General features: G+C 60.1%; 13 protein-coding genes. 8 read left to right on the top strand and 5 right to left on the bottom strand.

Annotated features, from left to right (window positions below; translation table 11 throughout):
- The first annotated feature begins 126 nt into the window (after positions 1–126).
- The 3 genes from HMPREF2605_RS03060 to hemB are packed head-to-tail and all read left to right on the top strand — an operon-like array spanning position 127 to position 3174.
- Positions 127–1260 (top strand): hydroxymethylbilane synthase, encoded by a 1134-nt coding sequence (locus HMPREF2605_RS03060; protein WP_070846875.1) that lies wholly within the window; start codon positions 127–129, stop codon positions 1258–1260.
- Between the two features lie 5 nt (positions 1261–1265).
- Positions 1266–2117 carry a uroporphyrinogen-III synthase gene (locus tag HMPREF2605_RS03065; protein ID WP_070846876.1) on the top strand — a complete coding sequence of 284 codons (852 nt, stop codon included), beginning with the start codon at positions 1266–1268 and terminating at the stop codon, positions 2115–2117.
- 55 nt (positions 2118–2172) lie between these two features.
- Positions 2173–3174, top strand: coding sequence for a porphobilinogen synthase (gene hemB / locus HMPREF2605_RS03070; RefSeq protein WP_049358985.1), 1002 nt, complete (start codon positions 2173–2175; stop codon positions 3172–3174).
- 89 nt (positions 3175–3263) lie between these two features.
- Here hemB and HMPREF2605_RS03075 read toward each other — a convergent pair whose 3' ends face one another.
- The 5 genes from HMPREF2605_RS03075 to HMPREF2605_RS03095 all read right to left on the bottom strand — a co-directional run bounded on the left by HMPREF2605_RS03075 (position 3264) and on the right by HMPREF2605_RS03095 (position 9567).
- Entirely contained in the window at positions 3264–4436 is a 1173-nt protein-coding gene (locus tag HMPREF2605_RS03075; protein ID WP_070846877.1) for a transcriptional regulator, read from the bottom strand.
- 142 nt (positions 4437–4578) lie between these two features.
- Positions 4579–5760, bottom strand: coding sequence for a hypothetical protein (locus tag HMPREF2605_RS03080; RefSeq protein WP_049349425.1), 1182 nt, complete (start codon positions 5758–5760; stop codon positions 4579–4581).
- A 32-nt stretch (positions 5761–5792) separates the two neighbouring features.
- Positions 5793–7142, bottom strand: coding sequence for a glutamate-1-semialdehyde 2,1-aminomutase (gene hemL / locus HMPREF2605_RS03085; RefSeq protein ID WP_070846878.1), 1350 nt, complete (start codon positions 7140–7142; stop codon positions 5793–5795).
- Positions 7143–7352: 210 nt separating this feature from the next.
- Positions 7353–8720, bottom strand: coding sequence for a threonine/serine exporter family protein (locus HMPREF2605_RS03090; RefSeq protein ID WP_070846879.1), 1368 nt, complete (start codon positions 8718–8720; stop codon positions 7353–7355).
- Between the two features lie 151 nt (positions 8721–8871).
- On the bottom strand, positions 8872–9567 hold the full coding sequence (locus HMPREF2605_RS03095; protein ID WP_049353292.1) for a 3'-5' exonuclease: 696 nt from the start codon (positions 9565–9567) through the stop codon (positions 8872–8874).
- Positions 9568–9872: 305 nt separating this feature from the next.
- Here HMPREF2605_RS03095 and HMPREF2605_RS03100 point away from each other — a divergent pair, with 305 nt between their 5' ends.
- The 5 genes from HMPREF2605_RS03100 (at position 9873) to HMPREF2605_RS03120 (ending at position 23079) form a co-directional block, all read left to right on the top strand.
- Positions 9873–10928, top strand: coding sequence for a DNA cytosine methyltransferase (locus HMPREF2605_RS03100; RefSeq protein ID WP_070819695.1), 1056 nt, complete (start codon positions 9873–9875; stop codon positions 10926–10928).
- A gap of 28 nt (positions 10929–10956) precedes the next feature.
- The gene (locus tag HMPREF2605_RS03105) at positions 10957–12531 is read left to right on the top strand and encodes a PDDEXK family nuclease (protein WP_070846880.1); all 1575 of its coding nucleotides are present in this window, start codon (positions 10957–10959) and stop codon (positions 12529–12531) included.
- 47 nt (positions 12532–12578) lie between these two features.
- The gene (locus tag HMPREF2605_RS03110; RefSeq protein WP_070846881.1) at positions 12579–14171 is read left to right on the top strand and encodes a PDDEXK family nuclease; all 1593 of its coding nucleotides are present in this window, start codon (positions 12579–12581) and stop codon (positions 14169–14171) included.
- Between the two features lie 162 nt (positions 14172–14333).
- Positions 14334–18215 (top strand): UrvD/REP family ATP-dependent DNA helicase, encoded by a 3882-nt coding sequence (locus HMPREF2605_RS03115; protein ID WP_070846882.1) that lies wholly within the window; start codon positions 14334–14336, stop codon positions 18213–18215.
- 79 nt (positions 18216–18294) lie between these two features.
- A complete protein-coding gene (locus HMPREF2605_RS03120; RefSeq protein ID WP_070846883.1) occupies positions 18295–23079 on the top strand; it encodes an ATP-dependent DNA helicase in 4785 nt (1594 codons plus the stop codon).
- Positions 23080–23754: the final 675 nt, after the last annotated feature.

Below are 23754 nucleotides of genomic sequence, written 5' to 3' on the forward strand. Positions count from 1 at the left end.
TCGGAGCGCACGTGCCTACAGGCTACCCCCAGAATTTAGACAAACACACAGCGTCGCAAACACACAGCCTCTGGGGGAAACGCACACGCCTACGGGCTATCACACACATCACCGACAAGGAGAGATATGAGCCATCACGAGTACATCTTGGGCACCCGCGGGTCTGCTCTCGCCCTGACCCAAAGCCGTATTGCCGCTGAAACCGTCACCTCCCTCTACACCGAACACCAGGCACACCACGGCGCCGCAGATGCCGAGGTCGTGGACTTCACCCTGCGCACCGTCAAAACCGAAGGCGACGTGCTCACCGGCCCCCTGGCAACCCTCGGCGGCACCGGCGTATTCGCCGCGGCACTGCGCCAGCGCCTGCTCGACGGCGAGAACGCCTCCGAAGAAAACCGCGTGGACATGGCAGTACACTCCCTCAAGGACCTGCCCTCCGCACCCTGCCCCGGCCTGGTGGTCGCCGCAACCCTCAAGCGTGAAGACCCCCGCGACGCCCTCGTGGCACGCGACGGCCTGACCGTCGACACCCTGCCCGAAGGCTCCCGCGTGGGCACTGGCTCACCCCGCCGCGCCGCCCAGCTGCGCGCCCTGCGCCCCGACCTCGAAATCGTGGACATTCGCGGTAACGTGGGCACCCGCATCGGCCGCGTGAAGGGTCTGGAAGAGCACGCCGGCAAGCAGGTCGTACTCCGCCAGAACGCTGAAACCTCCGAACGCGCCGACCACGGTGTAGGCACCGAACGCAGTGGCGACTGTGACGCCGTGGTGCTCGCCGTCTCCGGACTGAAGCGCCTGGGCAAGGAAGAACTCATCACCGAGTACCTTGACCCCACCCGCATGCTGCCCGCCCCCGGCCAGGGCGCGCTCGCCCTGGAAGTGCGCGAAAGCGAATTCGAGAACCCGGACCCCGCAGTGCTCGCCGACCCCGAGGTGGCGCGCCCGGTGCGTGCCCTCGGCCGTGCCCTGCTTGCCGCAAACCACCATGAAACCCGCCTCGCCGTCAGCGCCGAACGTGCCCTGCTGCGCCGCCTCGAAGCCGGATGCGCCGCGCCCATCGGCGCGTACGCGCACGTGGTTGAAGGCGACTTGGTGCTTAACGTTGTGGTGGCGTCCCCCGACGGCACCGACATGTTGCGCCACACCTCGGCAACCGCCGAACTGGATGTGCCCGGCGCCGAACGCCTGGGCGTGCGCGTGGCAGAAGACCTGCTGCAGATGGGTGCCGCCGCACTGGCCGGATTGGATCTGAAGTAGGCGCCATGTCTGCCGCTAGTCCGCAAGCTGAACCCGCGCGCACGGTTCTGCTGACCCGCTCCGCCGCCCAGGGCGCCGCCTTCGCACGAGCCCTCGCCGAAGAATGCACACAGAACGGGTTGGGGGAGTGCCGGGTACTCTTCGCACCGCTACAGCAGGTACGCACCGTCAAACCGGGCGCAGAACACGCCGCCGCGCTGGAGGCGCTCGCTTCCGGCCACTATGCGTGGGTGAGCTTCACGAGCGCTAACACGGTTCGCGCCTGCGCCGAGCTGTGGGGTGCGGAGTTTACCCGCGCCTGCACGAGCGGGGGAGTGCGTATCGCCTGCGTGGGTGCAGCAACCGCCCGCGCCGTACACGCCCAGCTGGGGCTGGGCACAGATTTTCAGCCGCAGGTGCAGAGTGCCGTGGGTATGCTCGCGGAGTTTGAAAAGCCTGCAACCGAGCCCGCCGCCGTGCTGGTTCTGGAAGGCTCCAACGCCCGCCCGACCCTGCGCGAAGGCCTCAAAAACCTGGGCTGGGACAGCCGCCGCTGCGTGCTCTACGACATGGTGCCCGCCGAGCAGGTGGCGCCCGGCGAGCTGAGCCTTGCCGCCGCCCGCGCGCTTGTGCAGGGGAGTATCCCGGAAACCCCCGCGCCGGATGTGCTGGTGGTGACCGCCCCCTCCCGCCTGAACGCCCTGCTGGACGGCACCCCCGCGCTATCGCCTGAATCTGTGCCGCCCGAATCGGTGCCGCCGGTGGTGGCGATTGGGGCGAGTACCGCCTCCGCATGCCGCGCCCTGAACCTGCGCTACGTGCAGGCCGATTCGCCGTCACCGCAGGATTTGGCGCGCGCCGCTGTATCCCTCATGTAGGCGCATCCCTCATCTACTAAGACCACATATTTTTATCGAGTTTTCAGGAGAGATCATGAACCTCACCCGCCGCCCGCGCCGCCTGCGCACCACCGCAGCCATGCGCTCCCTCGTCGCTGAGACCACCCTGCGCCCCGCGCAGCTGATTCAGGTGTTCTTCGTTCGCGACGGCATCGACGAGCCGCAGCCGATTCGTTCGATGCCCGGTCAGTACCAGCACACCCTGGAGAGCATCATCCCCGCCGTGCGTGAGGCGTACGAGGCGGGCATCCGCTGCATTGACCTGTTCGGTATTCCCCGCGATGAGGATAAGGACGAGGTCGGCTCGACTGCGTGGGATCCGCAGGGCATTCTGAACCGTGCCATTGCGGTGTGCCGTGAGGAGTTCGGCGATGACCTGGTGGTTATGGCTGATACCTGCCTGGATGAGTTCACGAGCCACGGTCACTGCGGCGTGCTGGTTGATAACGGTCACGGCACCCTCGTAGTGGATAACGATCAGACCGTGGAGCTGTACTGCAAGATGGCGGTTTCGCAGGCTCGCGCGGGTGCGCACACGGTGTCCCCGTCGGGCATGATGGACGGCCAGATCGCGGCGATGCGTGCTGCCCTGGACGAGGCCGGCTTTGAGGATGTGTCGATTCTGGCGTATTCGGCGAAGTACGCTTCTGCGTTCTTCGGCCCGTTCCGTGACGCGGTAGAGTCGACCTTCAAGGGCGACCGTAAGACCTACCAGCAGGATCCGGCGAACCGCCGCGAGTCGCTGCTGGAGGTGCGTGCTGACCTGGAGGAGGGCGCGGATATGGTGATGGTGAAGCCTGCCGGTAGCTACCTGGATATTGTGCGTGAGGTGGCGGAGTTTTCGCCGGTGCCGGTGGCGGCGTATCAGGTGTCGGGTGAGTACGCGATGATTGAGGCTGCTGCGGCGAACGGCTGGATTGACCGTAAGGCTGTGGCGCTGGAGTCGCTGCGCTCGATTCATCGTGCCGGTGCGGATGTCATCTTGACCTACTACGGTACGGAGGCGGCACGCTGGCTCCGCGAGCAGGACGCCTAACCCCTCCCTGTTAGACGCTGAGAAGCCACATGTGTTTCGAAAAGCCACTTCTTTGGTGGCTTCTCGAAACACATGTGGCTTCTCGCCGTTTATGATTGTTCTTCGCTGACTGGCTTGTACCCGAGGGAGGTACACACAACGTTGCCGTTGGTGAAGTATTCCGCGAGCTTTTCGCGGTCGGCGGGGGAGCGCAGGTCCGCCCAGCGTTCCTGCTCCAGGTAGAACGCAACCTGGGAGGTCAGGCAGACGACCCGCTCATCGTGTACCGCCACAATGTGCCTGCGCAGCCACGGCATACGCTTGGCAAGGTTCGGCGGGATTCTGGACGGCACCTTGATTTCTATCTGCCACTGCGAGGGCTCGTAGAAGGTCGGCTTGATCTGTTCGGGGTTCTTCGGGAAGACGCAGAACTCCTCAATATCGGTGTATCTGTACTTCTTCGCGGGTAGGAAAAGCCGCCCGACGTAGAACGAGTCGGGGTTGAACAGCAGGTACCGCCTCATATAAACCCACCGAGTTACTGCAGTTACGGTGGTAACAATTGCCAGCGTTATGGAAGCTCCACCAATGGGCATTGGCTGAACACCTAGAACTGTCCAACCGACAAGCGAATAGAAGAAGACGATGAGAGCCACAACCAACACAAAGTGGGTTTCAACGTAGAAATCATTCTTTGCCCGAACCGGTTTAGCTTGAGGATGAGCCCCATTCGGCACAGCAAAAAGGTTGAGACGCATCAATGCTGCGCTATAGATTTGAGGCAACCCGGCTGTCATGTCATCCGTATCGATGCTTCGGGCTTTGCGCCAGGTGCGGCGACCTGAACGTGCACCCACGAACACCATGTAGAACGGCAACAGCAGAGCCGGTAGCAGAATGCCATTATGGGCAATATCTGTGTACAGACGAAAGATGGACCGTGCGACAAGGCATGCCCACACATACATGAGCACGTGGAACCAAGCCTCAATCGAGGAGATACCGTATACGCTATCGATTTCTTTGCGGGCACGGGTGAGGTTAGAGCGCAGTTTATGTTTTGGTAGCGGGTTACCCTCCAGGGAACGACGTTCGGCATACCTCATTGCATTGTTGATGGGGGAGCCGTAACGGGCGATGTAGAGCTCCTTCGCCTTTTCCCTGCTGATAGTTGCCGGATGGGTGATAGCGGGTACTATGCATAACCCTATGTAAACGATAAAGGCGATGAGCCATATGTAGCGTACTGGCTCTAGGGGTATCCCCAAAGCGCTTAGCTCCATGAGTTGTCCTCTCTACGGGTATCGGTGATGGTGTGTCTGTGATGCTCAGAAGCCACATGAGTTTCGAAAAGCAACATAAAACGTGGCTTCTCGAAACACATGTGGCTTCTCGCGGTATAAGAACGGTATAAGAGCAGTCCGCCTACTTGTACTGCGCCTTCTGGAAGGATGCGCGGCGTGCCGCCTCCTCCGCATGCTTACCGGCAGGCTTATACCCCATGGTCGTGCAGATCACGCGGCCGTCCACGAAGTACTTCGCCAACATTTCACGGTCCGCCGGCGAATCCAGCTGCGCCCAGCGTCCCTGCTCAATATTGAACGCAATCTGCGCCACCAAACAATCAATCTGGTGCTCATTCAGCGAATAGTCGTGCTTGCGGCCGCCGGGGAGCAGAATCTCCAGCGTCCACTGGCTCGCGTCCTTCGGGTTCAGCTTGATAGCGTCCGGGTTCTTCGGGTACACACGGAATGCGCGAACCTCAGAGTAGGGGCGGGACTTCGCCGGAAGGAGCAGACGCCCAGCCTGGAACGAATCCGGGTTGTACAGCACGTAATCGCGGCTACGCATCAGCAATATGATAATCAGCAGAACGCCCGCCGCCAGCAAGAACCAGGATGCGTGACCGATATAGATCGCTTCCCAATCCTCGTCAATGCTCCAGCCCGCCAACGAAACCAGGAAGACCGAGGCGAGCAGGAACGCAATACCGCCGAGGATCCAGTAGGCGGTGCGGTCGTCACGGATCGGCTCTACACCCGGCACCGTGCCGCGCACACGGAACGGTGCGCTCAGCTTACCCAGCGTCGCCGAGTAGATGCGCGGCATGCCCAGCACACGGTCGTCCTTGCTGTATCCGCGAACTGCACGCCACTGACGGCGGCCAATACGCGCACCCAGGTACACCATGAGGAACGGCAGAATCAGCGCCGGTAGTACAACACCGTCGTACACGATATCCCAGTACAGGGTGAAGATAGAGACCGCCACAATCCAGCCCCACAGGTACATGACCACGTGGAACCAGCCGCTAAACACGCCGGCGCCCTCAATAGAATCCAGCTTCTTCTTCGCCTTCTTCGTGGCGCTACCCTTGCGGGAGGAGCTCAGCGGCGCACCCATCGCGGTGCGTTCCGCGGTGGCGCGGCGCGCCTCATCAACGGGCGAGCCGGACACCTCAAGGTACAGTTCGGCTGCCTTCTCCTTCTTGATGGGCACCGGGTAGGCGATATCCACCAGCAGGCACAAGCCCAGGTACACCATGAAGGCGATCAGCCACACGTCGCGTAGCTGCTCCATAGGCAGTCCCAGAGCGCTCAGATCCATGAGCGGCTCACCTCCTTACGTCTCTCAAACCCCTAAGCGGATGCGGCAGCAGCTGCGGCAGCCGGAAGAGCCGAGATGATACGGTCCATCGCCTCATCGTCGTGGGCGGCAGAAACGAACCACGCCTCGAACGCGCTCGGCGGCAGGTACACGCCGGATTCGAGCATGGAGTGGAAGAACGCGTTGTAGCGGCTGGTTGCCGAGGCCTTGATGTCGGCGTAGTTGTGCACGCCCGCCTCGGAGGTGCCGAACGCGACCGAGAAGAGGTTACCGGCGCTCTGGATGGAGTGATCCACACCGGCGGCGTTGAACGCCTCGGTCAGAGCCTGCTGCAGCTGGGCGCTGCGCGAATCCAGGTGCGCGTAGACGGCGGAGTCAGCCAGGGTCAGGGTCGTAATGCCCGCCGCAACCGACAGCGGGTTACCCGAGAGAGTACCAGCCTGGTAGACCGGGCCGACCGGCGCCAGGTACTCCATGACCTCACGCTTACCAGCCAGCGCCGCGATGGGCATACCGCCACCAATGACCTTGCCGAACGTGAAAATATCGGGAACCCAGCCGCCATCCTCGGGAGCCGCGTAACCCCAGTAACCAGCCGAAGACACACGGAAACCGGTCAGCACCTCATCAAAAATGACGAGCGCACCGTTCGCGTGAGCAATCTCGTGCAGGCCACGGTTGAAACCGGGTTCGGGGGTCACCACACCCATGTTGCAGGGCGCCGCCTCAGTAATAATTGCGGCAATCTGACCCTCATGGTTCGCGAACGCCTCACGCACAGCGTCCAGGTCGTTATAGGGCAGAACGATGGTCTCCGCGGCGGTTGCAGCGGTCACGCCAGCCGAACCCGGCAACGCCAAAGTAGCCACACCCGAACCAGCCTCGGAAAGCAGCGCATCCACGTGACCGTGGTAGCAGCCCGCGAACTTAATAATCTTGTCGCGACCGGTCACACCACGCGCCAGACGAATCGCAGTCATGGTCGCCTCAGTACCGGTCGACACCATACGCACCTGATCAATAGCGCCGGGAATCGCCGCGTTAATACGGTTGACCACCAGCTCAGCCAGCTCAGCCTCCGGCGCGCTCGCCGCACCAAAGGACAGGCCGCGCTCAGCCGCCTGCTGAACCGCCTCAACTACCTGCGGATGCGCGTGACCCAGAATCGACGGACCCCACGAGCAGACCAGGTCAACGTACTCGTTGCCGTCCGCATCGTACAGGTACGCGCCCTTAGCCTTCGCCGCAAACGCAGGAGTGCCGCCCACAGAATTGAATGCGCGCACCGGGGAATTCACACCACCGGGAATCACCGCGCGAGAACGCTCAAAAAGCTTCTCACTGGTTTCATGATGCAGCGGGTGGGTAGAGGAAGAAGTCATCGTATCGGTGCCTTTCAAACGAGACGGCGAACTAAAGAATTACAAGGGACGACGCACGGCAGGCGACAGAGCCCGCACGTTACTAACGTCCCGTACCCTAACCATCATAGGCGCTACAGATGAACCGCAGGTGACAAGCACCTGAACGTACCGAAAGGTGACGATAAAACACAACAAACAAGTTAGGGAACAGAGAGGATGCGCAACGCGCTAACGCAGGTGCCGGTCAGTGTCCAGACGGTTGAGCACCTGAGTGTCCTGATCGAACAGCCAGTTCTTATCAAAGAGCAGACGCACAAACGCCAGGCCCATACCCAACGCCATGAAAATCAGCAGGGACTGCACGAAACCGCTCGCCGCCGAGTACATGTCACCGCTAGCAAAATGCGACATCGAACGGTAGAACGGAACACCCGGAACCATCGTCACCACCGCCGGAACCGACAGGGAAATACGCGTGTACTTACGCTGATGCAGCGGCGCCACAATCTCAGCCAAAATACCCACACCAAACACGGCAATCGTCGCTGCCATATGCGCGGGCATACCCGCCTCCACCATATGAATACGGATGGGGTTCGCCACCGCCGCAATCACGCCGCCCCACACACACGCCACCGGGGAAGCGGCAAAAAGCATCGCGAAGCCAGCCGCCGCAACACCCGAGGAAAGCACCTGCAACACCAAATACAGGGTCGGGTCAAGGTTAAGAGGCGCAGGAGCCGCCAACGGCAGGTGGAAGAGCGAACCCAAAACCCACACCGCAAACGACGCACTCAGCAACAACAAACCCACATAGGTTAGACGCGAAATACCCGCCAAAAAGTCCATGCGGGAAATATCGAGCATACCCGTCACCATCGGGAAACCGGGCACCAAGAACAGTACCGACGAAATAAAACCAATCATATGGTTCGGGCTAATCCAACCCGCCGCGACCAGCACATTAACAAGCGCAATGTACAGGCCCGCCGCCAGGAAGCCGCACGCCATCCACGTTGCCAAATGGCTCACCCCGCGCTTGAGCAGAGTCGAACGCAAAAACTGGCCGGCACCCGCCGCGAAGAACACCACCGTGCACTCCACCAGACCGCCACGGTTCAGGAACGCGAACCCGGCACACGCCACCGCCGACGCCAGCGCCAACATCCAGCGGGTGTACAGAGGCTTCGCCGAATCAATAAGGTCCAGCTCGGCGTTCGCCTCCGCAGGGGTGATCTTTTCAGGAAGCTCAGAAATGAACTTACCCAACTGATCCAGCTTATGAGCGTTAATGCCCATCGTGCGCTGCTCAGCGACCTCGGTACGGAAATTACCGTCAGTGTACGAAGAAGTCGAAATCTCGGTGAAGGTCACCTGCGCGTGATGCTCCTTCAACCCCACAGCCTTCGCCAAACGCGCCATCGACGCCTTAATACGGTATGCGCTCGCACCCGACTTCATCAGGATGCGGCCCAGGCGGAGCACCACCTGCGACTGCGCCACCAGGTGCTCATGAGCCAGACGGGTAGACCCCAGATAAATACTGCGCGTATTAGTGTCAGGGTACGGCTCGGTAGTGCGGGGCTGATCATCCATGAGAGGCCTTCCGGGTCGTGCTATTCACGTGCTATTCGTGTAGGTGCGGTTACCTTCTAGCATAGGGGAGAAGCCCCTGCGGGGATAGTGTCAGCCCGTCAGTAAAGGAGAGGTGTTTGGGGATGCTGCCTAGGTTTTTAGCGGCGCAGTTTTATCGGCGCACCGGCCAGCGGCCGTCAATGACCTCAGATTCCTTACCCGGCTGCGTTCGCAACCACGCCTGGAAGCTCGCCGCCTGCTCCGCCGCCCACTGAATCTGCTGCTCGTGCAGCTGGCGCGCATCCACGTTGAGAACCTCGGGGAACTGCTCGGTCAGCTTCACCAGCAGACGCTCCGCCGCCAGGGCATCATCAGCGGACGTGTGCGCATTCTCCAGGGAGACACCGTACTCGGCGGCAAGAACCTCAAGGGTGCGCTTGCCGCGCTTACGCGGAATCACGTGCTTATGCAGAACATACGGGTCGAGCACCACACCCGGCGGCAGCTCGCCGTTGGCAATATTGTGGCGCAGCATCTCGTGGTGCAGCACCGAAAAATCGTAGGCGGCATTGAACGCAATAATCGGCACACCATCAATATTGAGCGCACCAATCGCGCCGGCAAGCTCCCACACGACCTCACGGGCGGGACGGCCATGCTCACGCGCGTACTCGGTCGTAATACCGTGCACGGCGGCGGCACCGGCAGGAATCTCAACGCCGGGGTCGGCAAGCCACTCGCCACGGCGCACCACATTACCCTGAGGGTCCAGCAGGATTAGGGAAGCAGTCACGATGCGGGCGGTGGTGACGTCCACACCGGTGGTTTCAAGGTCAAAAGTGGCGCGCAGGCCGTTCATCCAGGTCATGCTATAAGACTAACCCAGCGGCGGTGCAGGCGCGCGCCCGGTCGTCATTGGCTCCCTGACTGGTGAGCTGGAAGCTAGATATAGATATGGGACATCCAACAAGGGCATGTAAGTTGGGCGCTCATTGGAACGAAAGGGGGAAGCTATACATGTGGTTGCTTGTGCGTTCGAATACTAAGAGGATGGTGAGAATATGATTTTTGATTCAATTAAATATATTTTTAGATACTTTAATATTTTCAATATTCGAAAATATGTGCAGCTCGTGGTTATATTTTCGAATATATTAGGGTATAGTTGTGGGCATGGAATTTAAGCTAGGTGAACTTTTTTGTGGCCCCGGTGGCCTTGCTATTGGCGCAACCCGCGCTTCTATCTCTGACCCCGACTGGAAGATTGTTCACCAGTGGGCGACTGACTACGACGAAGATACGTGCAATACTTACCGCCAAAATATCTGCCCGGATCGCCCTGAATCTGTAGTGCATGCTGATATTCGAGAGCTTGACTACTCCGTGCTGAAAGAGCTGGGCGATATTGATGGTCTAGCTTTCGGCTTCCCCTGCAATGACTTCTCTACTGTGGGCGAACAGAAGGGCCTGGACGGTACTTACGGTCCGCTTTATACCTATGGTGCTAAGGCCTTGGAAATGTTCCAGCCTCTGTGGTTCCTTGCTGAGAATGTCGGCGGCCTTCGTAGCGCTAATGAGGGTAAAGCCTTTAACCAGATTCTTGAGACCTTTGAGAAGGCTGGTTACAAGCTCGTGACCAATCTCTATAAGTTTGAAGAATACGGTGTTCCTCAGGCACGCCACCGCATTATTATCGTGGGCATTCGTAATGACCAGGATGTAGAGTTCAAGGTTCCCTCTACTGAGCCTTATCGCAATCATGACGTGTCGGCTCGTACCGCATTGGAGCAGCCTCCTATCACTGCTGAGATGACTGGTACCGAATTGACTAAGCAGTCGCAGGTCGTTCAGGAACGCTTGTCATACATCAAACCGGGACAGAATGCTTTTACTGCGGATATTCCTGAACATCTTCAGCTGAAGGTTAAGGGTGCAAAGATTTCCCAGATTTACAAGCGTCTCCACCCTGAAAAGCCCGCTTATACCGTAACCGGTTCTGGCGGTGGCGGTACCCATATGTACCACTGGGAAGAGAACCGAGCGCTCACTAACCGTGAGCGTGCGCGTTTGCAGACGTTCCCCGATGACTACAATTTTGCAGGTAGTAAAGAGTCTGTTCGTAAGCAGATAGGCATGGCGGTTCCTGCTGAGGGAGCCCGTGTTATATTTGAAGCGATTTTGAGGACGTTTAAGGGCGAAGAATACCCTAGTCAAGAAGCCTCCTACTAATTAAAGAAACTGCAAGGGAGTAGTTTGTATGGCTCGTAATACGTGGTGGGTTACCCGCCCCAAGCGTAGTCTGCCGCCCGTTCCCCGCTGTCTGATGGCAATTGCTCTTGAAGCAGAGGGCAAGGTCTGGAAAACGACTGATAAGACAACGGAACTGACCATCGAAAAGAACCTGGAGCTTGCCGGTCTTAAAGCGAAGGGAAAACGTCGAGATCAGACTGGTGGCGGGGCCCGCACGTATCGAGCCTGGCTGAAAAGTCTCGGCCTTGTCTTTATGGATGAGGACGGGAAGTTCTGGCTAACGGACGCTGGAGAAGCACTGGTAAAGCAGGAAATGCCTCCTCTTACGGTGCTCAAGAAGCAGGTTTTGGATTATCAGTTCCCCAGCGCCTTTACCTATAAGGGGCAGTCCGCTGTCGATTCACGGTTCAAAGTTCGCCCTTTCGTCTTCCTTCTGCAGCTTCTTCTGGACGAGCGTCTTGAAGGCTACCTGAATGAGAAGGAAGAAATCGGGAAAATTGTCATCGCACATGGCGTATCGAATAAGCAGTCGTGTGTGGATGACGTCGTATCTCGTATCCTTGAACACCGTCGTATCGGTGACGAATCTTTGGAAGAGAACTATGTAGAGCTCTATACCACTCCTAGGGCGGCTCCTCTCCTTGAGAAGATTTTTGCGAATCACGGAGACATTGCGAATACCTGCGGTAACTGGCTGGGGTACACCCAGCTTATTGAACGTTATAAGGGCACCTGGACGATTGCTTCGGGCGCTGAGGACGAAGCACGTAAGCTAGTCGAAGAATACTCATCGAAAGCGCTGGTCGCTAAGCCTAACGATGAGGAATACTTCCAGCGTAAGTATGGTTTGCGCCCTGGTAAGTTCAAAGACACTCGACGTCTTGAGGGGGCCGGCAGCGTTTCTTCGAAGAAGATTGAGGAGAAGAATGTCCTCCTAGTGGCTGAAAAGTACGTGGCTGAGCGTCTTATCAACCGCGTGGATACCCAGCTTGTTGCTGATATTGCAGCGGAGACGGGTGTTTCTGCGGTGGAAACCGAACGTATTCTCTCCGCTAAGTATCCGAACGGCCTTGTCGATTCCTTCCTTTCTGAGTATGTACAGATGGCCTTTGAATCACGTGATAAGGCTACTGAATTTGAGAAGGCAACAACCTCAATTTTTGCCGACATCTTTGGGCTCTACGCAGAGCATATCGGTCAGAAGGGCATTGTCCCGGACGTGGTTGTCGCCTCTCGCGAAGAAGGCTGGTCTGGCATCTTGGACAGTAAAGCATATGCCAAGGGATACAGTATCGGACATGACCACCGTAACCGTATGGTCGAGTACATCGAACGGTACCCGAAGTATGGTCCTGAATTTGCGACGCTCGCGTTCTTCTCGTATGTGGTTTCAGACTACAAGAATTCGGTGACGCCTCAGATTCGTACTATCTCTGAGAAATCCGGTGTTCCCGGATCTGTGATTACCGCGCGAGATATTGTGCGTATGGTGGAACGTCATCAGAAGAAACCGTACACCCACTCGGAGATTCGCGAAATTTTCTCGCTGAATCGCGCAATTACGTTTGAAGATATTGAGTAGAAGATTAATTTCTTCTTTTGAAGATTTTATGTGAAAGGGAATATTTTATGAGTCATAATATGTGGTGGTTTACCCGTCCCAAGCGTAGTTTGCTATCTACCCCTCAAGCTTTGAGGGAATTCGCTCTTCTGTATGAGGGACGCACTTGGAGTTCTAATGGGCGGGAGGTTGAACTTTCCTTTGAAGAAAATCTTGAACGCGCAGGAATTAAGGGAGAAGGGCCTCGGTTTGACCGAACGGGTGGAGGGGCTCGTACATACCGCGCTTGGTTTAGAAGCCTTGGGCTTTTTTATCAAGATAAAGACAAAGTGTGTTATCTGACGGATGCTGGGGAGGCACTAGTTAAAAATGATATGCCTCCTTTTGAGATTATTAAAAAGCAGGTTTTGGAAAATCAATTCCCCAGTACTTTCTCCTGCAAATGGCCTTCTTCGGTTGATGGCCGTTTTGCGGTGCGTCCTTTTATTTTTATTCTTCAGCTTCTATTGGATGAGCGGATTAAGAAATATCTTAATGAAAAAGATGAAATTGCAAAGGTTGTCATTGAGCATGGAATCTCTAATGAACAAACTTGTGTAGATAATGTTGTGTCGCGTATTCTTGAATACCGACGTATTGGTGATGAATCACTAGAGGATGACTTCATTTATCTATATAAGCCTCCTAGAACTAAAAAAGAAATTAATATGACAAATGTTGTTGCAGGGCTTAGGGATATTGTTAATACTTGCGGTAACTGGTTGGAATATACCCAGCTTATTGAACGGAAAAACGGTAACTGGTCTATTGCTGCTGGTATGGAGGAAGAAGCTCGAGAACTGGTAGAGAAATATAAGGATAAGCCGCTACTGGACCGGCCTGATAACGAGGAGTATTTTCAGGGGCGATATGGTTTGCGCCCTGGAAAGACCAGGTATACCTCTCGTCGTGGCAAGAATGGTCGTGTATCCCCAGAGGATATTAGAGAACGACTTGTACTCTTGTATGTTGAGGAATATGCAAAGACACATTATATCGAGAGGGTAGATGAGCAACTCATTACCACGATTTCAAATAAATCTGGAGTACCCTTCAAGGATGCTGAGCGGATTCTTTCACGAATTCTTTCAGGAAAGTATCCGCATGGATTTAAGGACCGATTTCTCCAGGAGTATATTGAGTTATCACGCGGTGGGCGTGATAAGGCTACCGAATTTGAGAAGGCAACTTCTTCAATTTTTGCCGATGTTTTTGGGCTCCGTGCTGAGCATATCGGGCAGAAGGGTATCGTGCCTGACATCGTTGTAGCTTCCCGTGATGAAAAATGGGCGGGAATTTTGGATACCAAATCCTACAAGAAAAAATATAGTATTAGCAATGATCATAAAAATCGCATGCTTGAATATATTGAACGTTATTCGGAATATGGGTTGGAATTTGCCAATCTTTCATTTTTTGCATACGTAGTCTCGGACTATGGAAAAAATATAAATTCTCAACTAGAGAATATTTCGAATAGATCTGGTCTTTTGGGGTCTGTTATTACGGCTCGGTATTTAGCTCGTATGGTGGAACGACATCAGAAGAACCCATACATGCATGAAGAAATTCGCAAAATTTTCTCTGTGAACCGCGCTATTACTTTAAAAGACATTGACTAGTTAGGTCTGAGGCTCACCCACAAGTTTTGATATTTGACTTGTGGGTGAGCTTAGCATAATATTCAACACCTTCAACCTCAGAGATGATTGGGGACGTTTTTCTGTAGTCGATGTTGACAGGGAACCGAGGTACAACCTCCGCCCACCCGATAGACTGAAACCATGACAACCCAACTTCTCACCGGCATCCCCGGAACCGGTAAAACCCACCACCTCACCGAACGCGCCCTGCGCTACCTCGCCGACGGGAACGACCCCGCCCGCCTGCTCATCCTCGCACCCACCCGCACCGCCGCGACCCGCATGCGAGACACCATCGCCGCATCCAGCGACCGAAGCCTCTCCGTAGCACCCACCCGTGCCTGGGCAGCATACGCCTTCGACCTGCTCAAACGAGCCCAAACCCGCGGGCTACTCAGTGGCGTAGAAGGCAACCTCAAACTCCTCTCCGGCCCCGAACAAGACGTCATCATCGGCGAACTACTCGCCAACCACGCCGAAGGCATCGCACCCGGACCCGCCTGGCCCGACGTACTCCGCGACGCCCTCGCAACCCGCGGCTTCCGCCACGAAATCCGCGACTTCTTCGACCGCATGGCAGAATACGACCTCACCGCCGAAGACGTACACGCCCTCGCCACCGAACACAACCAGCCCGCCTGGCACGCCCTCGCCCAACTGCACACCGAATACCGTGCCGTGCGAGCCCTCCGCGCCAAAAACGCCTACGACCCGGCAGTACTCATCAACGACGCCTGCCGGCTACTGTTGCGCGCCCCCGAATTCCTCGCCGAAGAACGCCGCCGCTACGACCTGATCCTCATCGACGACGTGCAGGAACTCAGCCCCTCCATCTACCGGCTGCTGCGCCTCATCGCCGCAGAAGTCGCCCCCGCAGACGCCGCGCACTTGACCGAAACCCACCCCGACCTCTTCGCTGAAGGCCCCCAGGTTGTCATGACCTACAGCGATGAAGCCGTCGTCCAGGGCTTCCGAGGTGCCCGCCCCGACCTCGTCACCACCCTGCAGGCAAGCTTCCCGAGCATGCGCACCCGCACGCTCACCACCTCGTACCGCCTGCCCGCACTCATGATGCCGCTCGTGGCAGACATCCGCCGCCGCCTGCCGCGCTACACCCGGTTCGTGCCGCTCACCGCTGAGCAGGAGGGGGCGAAGAATGGTGTGCAGGAGGGCACTAAGGACAGCGCAAAGAACAGTGCACCCGCAACCTTTGGACGCATCAACACCACCCCCGCCGACGAAGCCCTCACATGGGGCGCCGCAGACGAACCGCTGCTGCACCTGGGCGCCGACGGCAAAATCCTCGACCCCGCACACTACCGCACCGCACCCGCCGGCGTGTATAAGTATGCGCTCTCCAGCTCTCAGGACGAAGCGAACCTCATCGCCCAAATGCTGCTCGAAGAACGCATCTACGGCAACCACCCCTACCGCGAGTCCGCCATCATCGTGCGCAGCAGCGCGGACGTGGCGCGCATCCGCCGCGTGCTCTCCTCGAACGGTATTCCCTCGCGTACCTCCGCGGCGCTCGTGCCGGTGCGCGACGAGCCCGCCGTGCGCCCCTTCCTCGACGCGCTCAGCCTGCTCGTCTACGCCCGCAAGCGCGGCGAGAAGGCGCTCAACCCCGCCGTGCACATGCCCGCCACAGAAGGTGCGGAGGCGGCGGAGCGTGGCGGCTACGAAACCCTCAGCGCCACCGAAGCTGAAGAGCTCATGCGCCGAAGCCTCGATGACGTCATCGCCGAAGAAAGCCGCGCCAACCCCCTCGGCGGCGCGCAGAGCGCCATCACCCTGCTCACCTCCCGGCTCGGTGGCGCATCCAGCATGGACGTGCGACGACTCCGCCAGCAACTACGATCCATCGAACTGCAAAGCGGTGGCCACCGCCCCAGCGACGACCTGCTCCTCGGCGCCCTGCTACACCCCGAAACCCTCCCCGAAGAGGGCGTAGGACGCGCCGTGCACCGCATCGCAGCCGTGCTCTCCGCCGGACGTAAAGCACTCGCCCGGCCCGAATCCACCAGCACCGAAGTACTCTGGGCGCTCTGGGAAGCCAGCGGCCTCGAAAAAACCTGGGTCGCCCAGTCGCGCGGCGCAGGCCCCGACGCCGACGCAGCCCACCGCAACCTCGACGCCATGATTGGCCTCTTCGAAGCCGCCGACCGATTCGACGAGCAGATGCGCGGCGCCGGTGCCGAGCAGTTCCTCGACTTCATCGACGCGCAGGACCTACCCATGGACACCCTCGCCGCCCGCGGCGTACGCCAAGACGCGGTCGAGATTCTCACCCCCGCACTCGCCGCAGGTCAGTCCTGGCGCACCGTATATGTATGCGGTCTGCAGGAAGGCACCTGGCCCAACACCACCGTGCGCGGCTCCCTGCTGAGCACCGGCGACCTTACGGACCTGTGCGATGGGCGCCTCCGCCAGCGCGCCCAGCAGGCAGAACAGCAGGCGGGGGAGGGCGAGCAGCCGGTGCCGCCCGCGCGCATCCGCAGCTACCCCGAACGCGTGCGCGACACCCGCCACGACGAGCTGCGCATGTTCGCCGTCGCCGCCACCCGAGCCAGCACCCGCCTCGTGCTCACCGCCGTACGCAACGACGATCAGGCACCCGGTGAGTTCTTCGACTTCGTGCTACCCACCGACGCGGTCGGCGACTCCACAGACGTGCCCATCACCCGTGTGCGCCGCCCCGCCACCCTGCGTTCCCTCGTGGCGGAGCTTCGCCGCACCCTCGTTGAGGAATCGATGAACGCGATGCGTGCCGAAGACGCCCAGCAGAAGGACACACAGCAGAACGGCGCACCGATGCACAGCGCACCGGAGGAAGAGGCGCTCACCCCGGAGGCTTCCGCGTACCGACTCGATGCCGCCTCCCGCACTCTGGCGCGCCTGGCGAACGCCCAGGCGCCCGGCGCCGCACCCGACGAGTGGTGGGGCCTGCTGCCGCTTTCTAGCACGGAGCTGCTTTTTGCGCATCGCCCGGCAGACCACGCTGAGCAGGACGAAAACCACGGTGAAGACGGCGAGGAACACGGCGAGGAACAGGCTGAAAACCCCGGCCGCCGCACGATTACGCTTTCGCCCTCGCGCCTGGAAACCATCCACAGCTCCCCGCTGGACTGGCTGGTTTCCGCCGCCCGCGCGGAAGCCCAAACCGACCTGTCCCGCTCGCTCGGAACGCTCGTTCACGCCATCGCCGAGGAGTACCCGACCGGCACCCTCGAAGAGCTCCAAACCGCCCTCGACGAGCGCATTAGCTCCCTCGGCGTGCCCGCCCGCAAGGACGATGAGACCGATGAAGAGTACCGCGAGCGCGTGCCCTGGGAATCCTACGCCCTCTACGAGCGCGCCAAGCGCATGATTCTGCGCCTGAGCTACTACTACCGTCAGCACATGGGCGACGCCGGCTGGCAGAACCTCGGTGTTGAAGGTTCCTTCGCGGTGCGTGTGCCCGTGCCCTTCGACCCCGCCGGTGCGGTTGGCGAGCTGGATGCGTTGCTCACCGGTCGTGTGGACCGCCTCGAGGGTACCGCCCCGGCGGAGGACGGCACCCGCCGCTACGCCATTGTTGACCTGAAAACCGGTAAGTCTAAGCCGACAGGCTCGGAGATGGAGACGCATCCGCAGCTTGCCGCCTACCAGATTGCGGTGGAGGCTGGCGCGGGTGAGCAGCTGGAGGAGCGTTACCGTGCCGAAGCCGCCGCCTTGGAGGCGGGCGAACCGCTACCGGATGCCCGCCCCCAGGAGCTGGAGTACACCGGCTATACGGGTCGTTCCGGCGGCGCGGCGCTCGTGCAGTTGGGCGCCTCGGGCGTGAATGACGAGAGTAAGACTCGCCTGCAGGTCCAGCCGGCCCTGACGGAGCACGATTCGTGGGCGGCTGAGCTGGTGCAGCACGCCGCGGAGCTGATTGCTGGCTCGCAGGTGCAGGCTCGTCACCGTGAGGGTGGCTATGGGTGCCGTCTGCCGGAGATCTGCCCGATTTGTACGCGCGGCCGTCAGGTGACGCAGCCCTAGCAGCCGCGTACCCTACGTTTACTTTCGATATCACTCACCCCGAACCTCCCATGAGAATGATCCATGAGGAAGAGGAATCATGACTGACTCTGGCGCATATAGCGCTGATATGCAGGGCGCTACTAACCCCGGCGCTACTAACCCCGGCGCTCACCCCGGTTCTGGCACCGGCATGCTCACCCCCGCCCAGTGGTGCGAGCACAATAGCTGGCAGCTGCCCAACGGCACGCTCTTCTCTGCTGAAGCCGCCGGGAATGACCCCGCGCTGAAGCCTGCCGACTACCGCAGTGCCCTTGACATTGCCGAGATGCTCAACGGCGCCGACGGTAAGAAGCCGACCCCCGAGCAGGTCCGCATGATTGAGGCGGGCCCCGCCCCGACCCTCGTCATTGCGGGCGCCGGTTCGGGTAAAACCGCGACCATGGTTGACCGCGTGATTTGGCTGGTCGATAACGGTTTTGTGCGCCCTGAAGAGGTGCTTGGCGTGACCTTCACCCGCAAGGCGGCAACCGAGCTGCGCAGCCGTATGCGTGCTGGCCTGAACACGCTACGCCGTAGCCGCCGCGTCGCCCCGAGCGATGAGGAGCTACGCGAAGGCATCGCTGACCCGACCGTGCTCACCTACCACTCTTACGCGAATAACCTCGTCAAGGAGTACGGTCTGCGCCTGGGCGTGGAGCAGGACGCGCAGATGCTTGGCGATGCGCAGAAGTGGCAGCTTGCCGCGCAGATTGTGCAGTACTGGGAGGGGGAGCTTCCCCTCGATAAGGACGGCGTGCCGGTGTCTGCGGCGACCATGATTAACCAGATGCTGCAGCTTTCTGACGAGTGCGCGGAGCACCTGGTGGAGCCGCAACAGGTTATTGACTTCTGTACCGAGCAGTTGGCGGCGTATGCGGCGGTGCCCGAGCCTCGCCGTGAGACGAAGACTGAGAGAGACATTCAGAAGGTTCAGCGTCTGCTGCGTAACCGCCGAGTGTACGCGCGCATGGCGATGAGCTACGCCCGCGTGAAGGCGCGCATGCAGGTGCTGGATTTTGGTGACCTGATGCGTTTTGCCGCCCGTATTGCGGAGGCTGACCCGGCGATTCGCGAGGGTGAGCGTGCCCGCTTCAAGGTGGTTCTGCTGGACGAGTTCCAGGACACTTCGCACGCGCAGATGAGCTTGTTCTCCTCGATTTACGGTGCCGATGAGGCGGCGGGTATTCCGGCGCATCCGGTGATGGCTGTGGGTGACCCGAAGCAGTCAATTTACGGTTTCCGTGGTGCCTCGGACGGTCAGATGTTCAGCTTCTACCGTCATTTCCCGACTAAGCATGTGCAGCCGCTGTTCCTGTCCATCGCGTGGCGTAACGACATTTCGGTGCTGAACGCGGCGAACCACGTGGCAGAGAAGCTGAAGGAGGTTCCCGAGTGGGTGCGTGCCGCCGACGGCGATATTACCGCCGCTCAGGTTCCTGACCTGCGCCCGCGCTGCGCCCTGGTGGGGGAGCCTGGTTCACCCGCTTTTGAGCAGGCTGCCGCGGGCATGGTGGGGCGTGTTGATTTGACGTACCACGACTCTGACCGCGAGGAGGCTGTGGCTATTGCCGAGCGTATTGCGGCGATGCGTGCGCAGGCGGTGCGCGAGTATGAGCGCGCCTACGCGGCGCATCGTTCCGGTGATGGTTCTGTGCGTCCGCGCTTGAAGATGCCTGAGATTGCGGTGTTGGCGCGTGTGCACGGTCAGCTGGACCCGATTCGTGTGGAGTGCGAGCGTCTGGGTATTCCGGTGCAGCAGGTGGGTTTGGGCGGTTTGCTCTCCCAGCCGGAGGTTGTGGATTTGGTGTCGGCGCTACGTGTGCTGGCTGATCCGAACCGTTCGGATGCCCTGGCGCGCCTGCTGACGGGTGCGCGTTGGCGTTTGGGCGCGGCGGATATGTTGGCGCTGGGCGATTGGGCGCAGTCGCTGGTGCGCGAGCGTGAGCGTGCCCTGCGTGAGCAGCTGGCGTTGCGTATGCTCGCCGAGGCTGAAGACGCCGACGACGCTGCTGCTATCAACCTGCAGGCGGAGCACCTGCGTGCCGCCCAGGAACGCCTGGACGAAACCCTCAAGGGTGCGGTGGAGGATTCTTCCGGCTACGCCTCCCTGATTGAGGCGGTGGAGAACCTGCCGCAGGACGGCGCGGACGGCGAACCTCTCTACGGTGAGCAGTACCGCGGCCGCCGTTTCTCCCCGGCTGCGCTGGAGCGTCTGCGTGCTTTTGCTGAGCAGATGCGCGTGTTGCGTGCCGGTTTGAGCGAGGACTTGGGCACGCTGCTGTACGAGATTGAGCGGACCATGCTGCTGGATATTGAGCTGGCGGTCCGCCCGGGTACCGACCCGCTGGGTTCACGCGCGAACCTGGACGCTTTCCACGAGGTGGCCGCCGCCTACGGCATGTCGGCGCCGCGTATTAACGCGATGATTTACGCCGGTTCTGACGGCGTGAGCGCGGAGGAGGGCGACCCGGGTGCGCGCCGCTTCCTGCTGTCTTCGGGCGGCGTGAGCTACGTGATGGGCTTCCTCGCGTGGCTTGAGCGTGCCGATGATGAGGAGAAGGGCCTGGCGTTGGGCGCTGTGGAGCCTGACCCGAACGCGGTGCAGCTGATGACCATGCACGCGGCGAAGGGCCTGGAGTGGGATTATGTGCTTCTGCCGGGTCTGTGCGGTAGTGCGACCGGCGGGCAGACCCCGAACCTGTGGCAGGTGTCGGCTAATACGGCTCTGCCCTGGCCGCTGCGTGGCGACCGCGAGTACCTTCCCTCGATCCTTGAGACCCCGGAGGAGATTACCGCCTTCGAGAAGGCGAAGGACCTGGAAGACTACCTGGCCGACCATAAGGATGATGCCGCCGAGCATGCCGGCATGGAGGACCGCCGCCTCATGTACGTGGCGATGACCCGTGCCCGTAACCTGCTGGCGATGAGCGCCTACCGCTGGAAGAGCGCCGCTATGCTCCCCCTGCCGGTGCAGCCCTTCTGGGAGGAGCTGATGGAGATGCTTTTCAAGTCGCTCTTTGACATGGGCACCCCCACGGTAGATGCGCCCTCTGTACGTTTCGAAGAGACAATGGATACCCCCTGGGCAGCGCCGCAGTTGGTGGGCATGGGCCTGTCGTACACGATGCCGAACCCCGCCGATAAGCGCAAGAAGGTGCACCTGAACCATGTGCGCCGCTGGGCTGAGCAGCTGGCTGAGTCGAAGTACCGCCTGGCGGAGCCGGTGACCCTGGTGCACGGTACGGTCGTGGACCCCTCGAACCTGCCGCCCGCCCCCGATGAGGCGGCGCTGCTGGAAGAGCTGGAACTCTACCCCGTAGACGCTGACGAGCTCACTCCCGTACAGGCGGAGGCGCGTGCGAACGCTCAGGCACAATACGCCGAGCAGGTGCAACGCTACGCGTGGGCGCTGGTTGAGGTCATGGCCCCCGCCCTCGCGCAGGATTGGCAGCTGGCGGCTCCTTCCGTACGAGCACGCACGGTGGCGGAGAACTGTACCCGCCTGAACCTGCCGGTGCCCGAATGGATTATCGAAGCCACCGAGCGGGAGAAATGGCGTGAGGCGCAACCGCCTCAGCCCGGTTTCTCGCCGACGGTGGCGGCGGCGCTGCCGATTGAGGTGCGCGGCCAGTTCGCCCAGAAGAACTACGAGGACAGGAACCCGAACCTGGGTGCGGTGCTGACCGCCATGTGGCCTTTTGACCCGCTGGAGCGACCCGTGATTTGGCGTTGGGCTTCTGATGATGCCCTCAATCGGGGCACGGAGGCGGTGCTTCGCCGCGGCCAGCATGAGCAGCTGGAACGTGAGATTGCGATTAACTCCTCGAGCCGTCGCGAGGCGGTGGAGCGTGCCGCCCTGGCGGTGGAGCTCGCTGTCGGCGCGGGGGAGGATGACCTGCACCAGAGCGGGGATGTAGCGGGGGAGAGCGCAAACCACCCTGCACCCGCCGTACTCGCTGTACACGGCGAGTCCGCCATTCCTGAATCCCTGCGCCAGCAGGCGGTGGACTGGGAACGCGAAGCCGACCTGCTGCTGCTCATGATGGGGCAGACCGACCCGGTGCTGAGCGATCAGCTGCCGGGGCACCTGTCCGCATCCACGTTCATTCGCCTGAGCGAGGACCCGCAGGGCACGGTGCATCAGCTGATGCGCCCGGTGCCTCAGCGTCCCTCACGCGCGGCAACGATTGGTACGGCGGTGCACGCGCTGATTGAGGAGCACTTCGGGGTGGCGTCGAGCGCCGACCCGCTGGAGGCACCCGACGCGGAAGACACGGTGGGCGTTGACCTGCCTGGTTCTACTGCCGCCTCAGCCACCTCCACCTCCACCTCGCCCGCTGATTCTGCAGACCCCTCTGACCTGCAGGAACAGGACGAGTTCACCTTCGAGGACGACTTCGAGGAGGCCGAGAGCGAACTGGACGTCTCCGTTCAGCGCCTCTGGGAGCGCTTTGCCACCAGCGAGTGGGGTAGCAACGAGTGGAAGGACCGCATCTGGGCGGTCGAATACCCGGTCGAAACCCACATCGAGGGCGTAAGCCTGCGCGGCCGTATCGACGCGGTGTTCCGTACCGAGGACGAGGACGGCGAACGCTGGGTCCTGGTGGATTGGAAGAGCGGTTCCCGCCCGAAGATGGCGACCATGCAGTCTCGACGCTTCCAGCTGGGCCTGTACCGCATCGCGTTCTCCCGCATTATGGGCGTGGACCCGGAGCGTATCAGCACCGTGTTCGTGTACCTGGGCGGCAAGGGCGTTGCGGAGGTGTGGGATCACCAGATCCGCGGCGGCCTGCCCACGGAGGCGCAGCTGGCGAAGGTGATTCGTGAGGCACGCAAGGGCTAGGCAGCAAGGCTAAGCGGCAAGGCTAGGCGGCGGAGACATGCGCTCGCGCGTTAGCTTGAGCCAATAACCGAATACAGAAAAGCAGCTCACGTAGGCTTTGCGCCTCGTGAGCTGCTTTTCTGTGTGGACTTCTGCGGTTAATGGCAGAGAACGCCTCTTCACCCCACTGCATTAGGGTGATGAGGCGTCCTCAGCCGCTGAAGAACTATAGAGGTACTTCGTGCCCTCGCACGCTCCGGGAAAGAATCGCGCCGAACGACTGCCGCTCTCGCGGCCTCACTCGCGCCGTCGGCGCCCCGTGGGGTTTGCGTGCGTCTTTACTCTCAAACACAACCTCGAAAGTAACTCTATAGATTTCTGCCATCGGTGATTGGTTGCGCGGTGCATGAATCCGGCTCGGGTCTGACATGACCGGTCAGGGTCCCGTCCAATCTGTCTCCCCAATTTATCGCTGCCACGATATCAGCGCTGGTCAGTGCGCTATGGGGAGTGTGTCCGCTGGTATTCTCGCGGCACAGCAAAAGTATTCCAGGAGTTTTTGAAAAAATCTACAGGGTAAGTTTTTACCCTAAAATGCACTATTTTGAGCATAGTTCAAGGTGAAGTTGAGGCTCTGTGGACTCTAGGGGTTAAAAGTTGGTTTATGTGGGTTTGTGGCGTATTAGCACCTGGGAA

Source organism: Rothia sp. HMSC065C03 (assembly GCF_001837295.1).
Lineage (GTDB): Bacteria > Actinomycetota > Actinomycetes > Actinomycetales > Micrococcaceae > Rothia.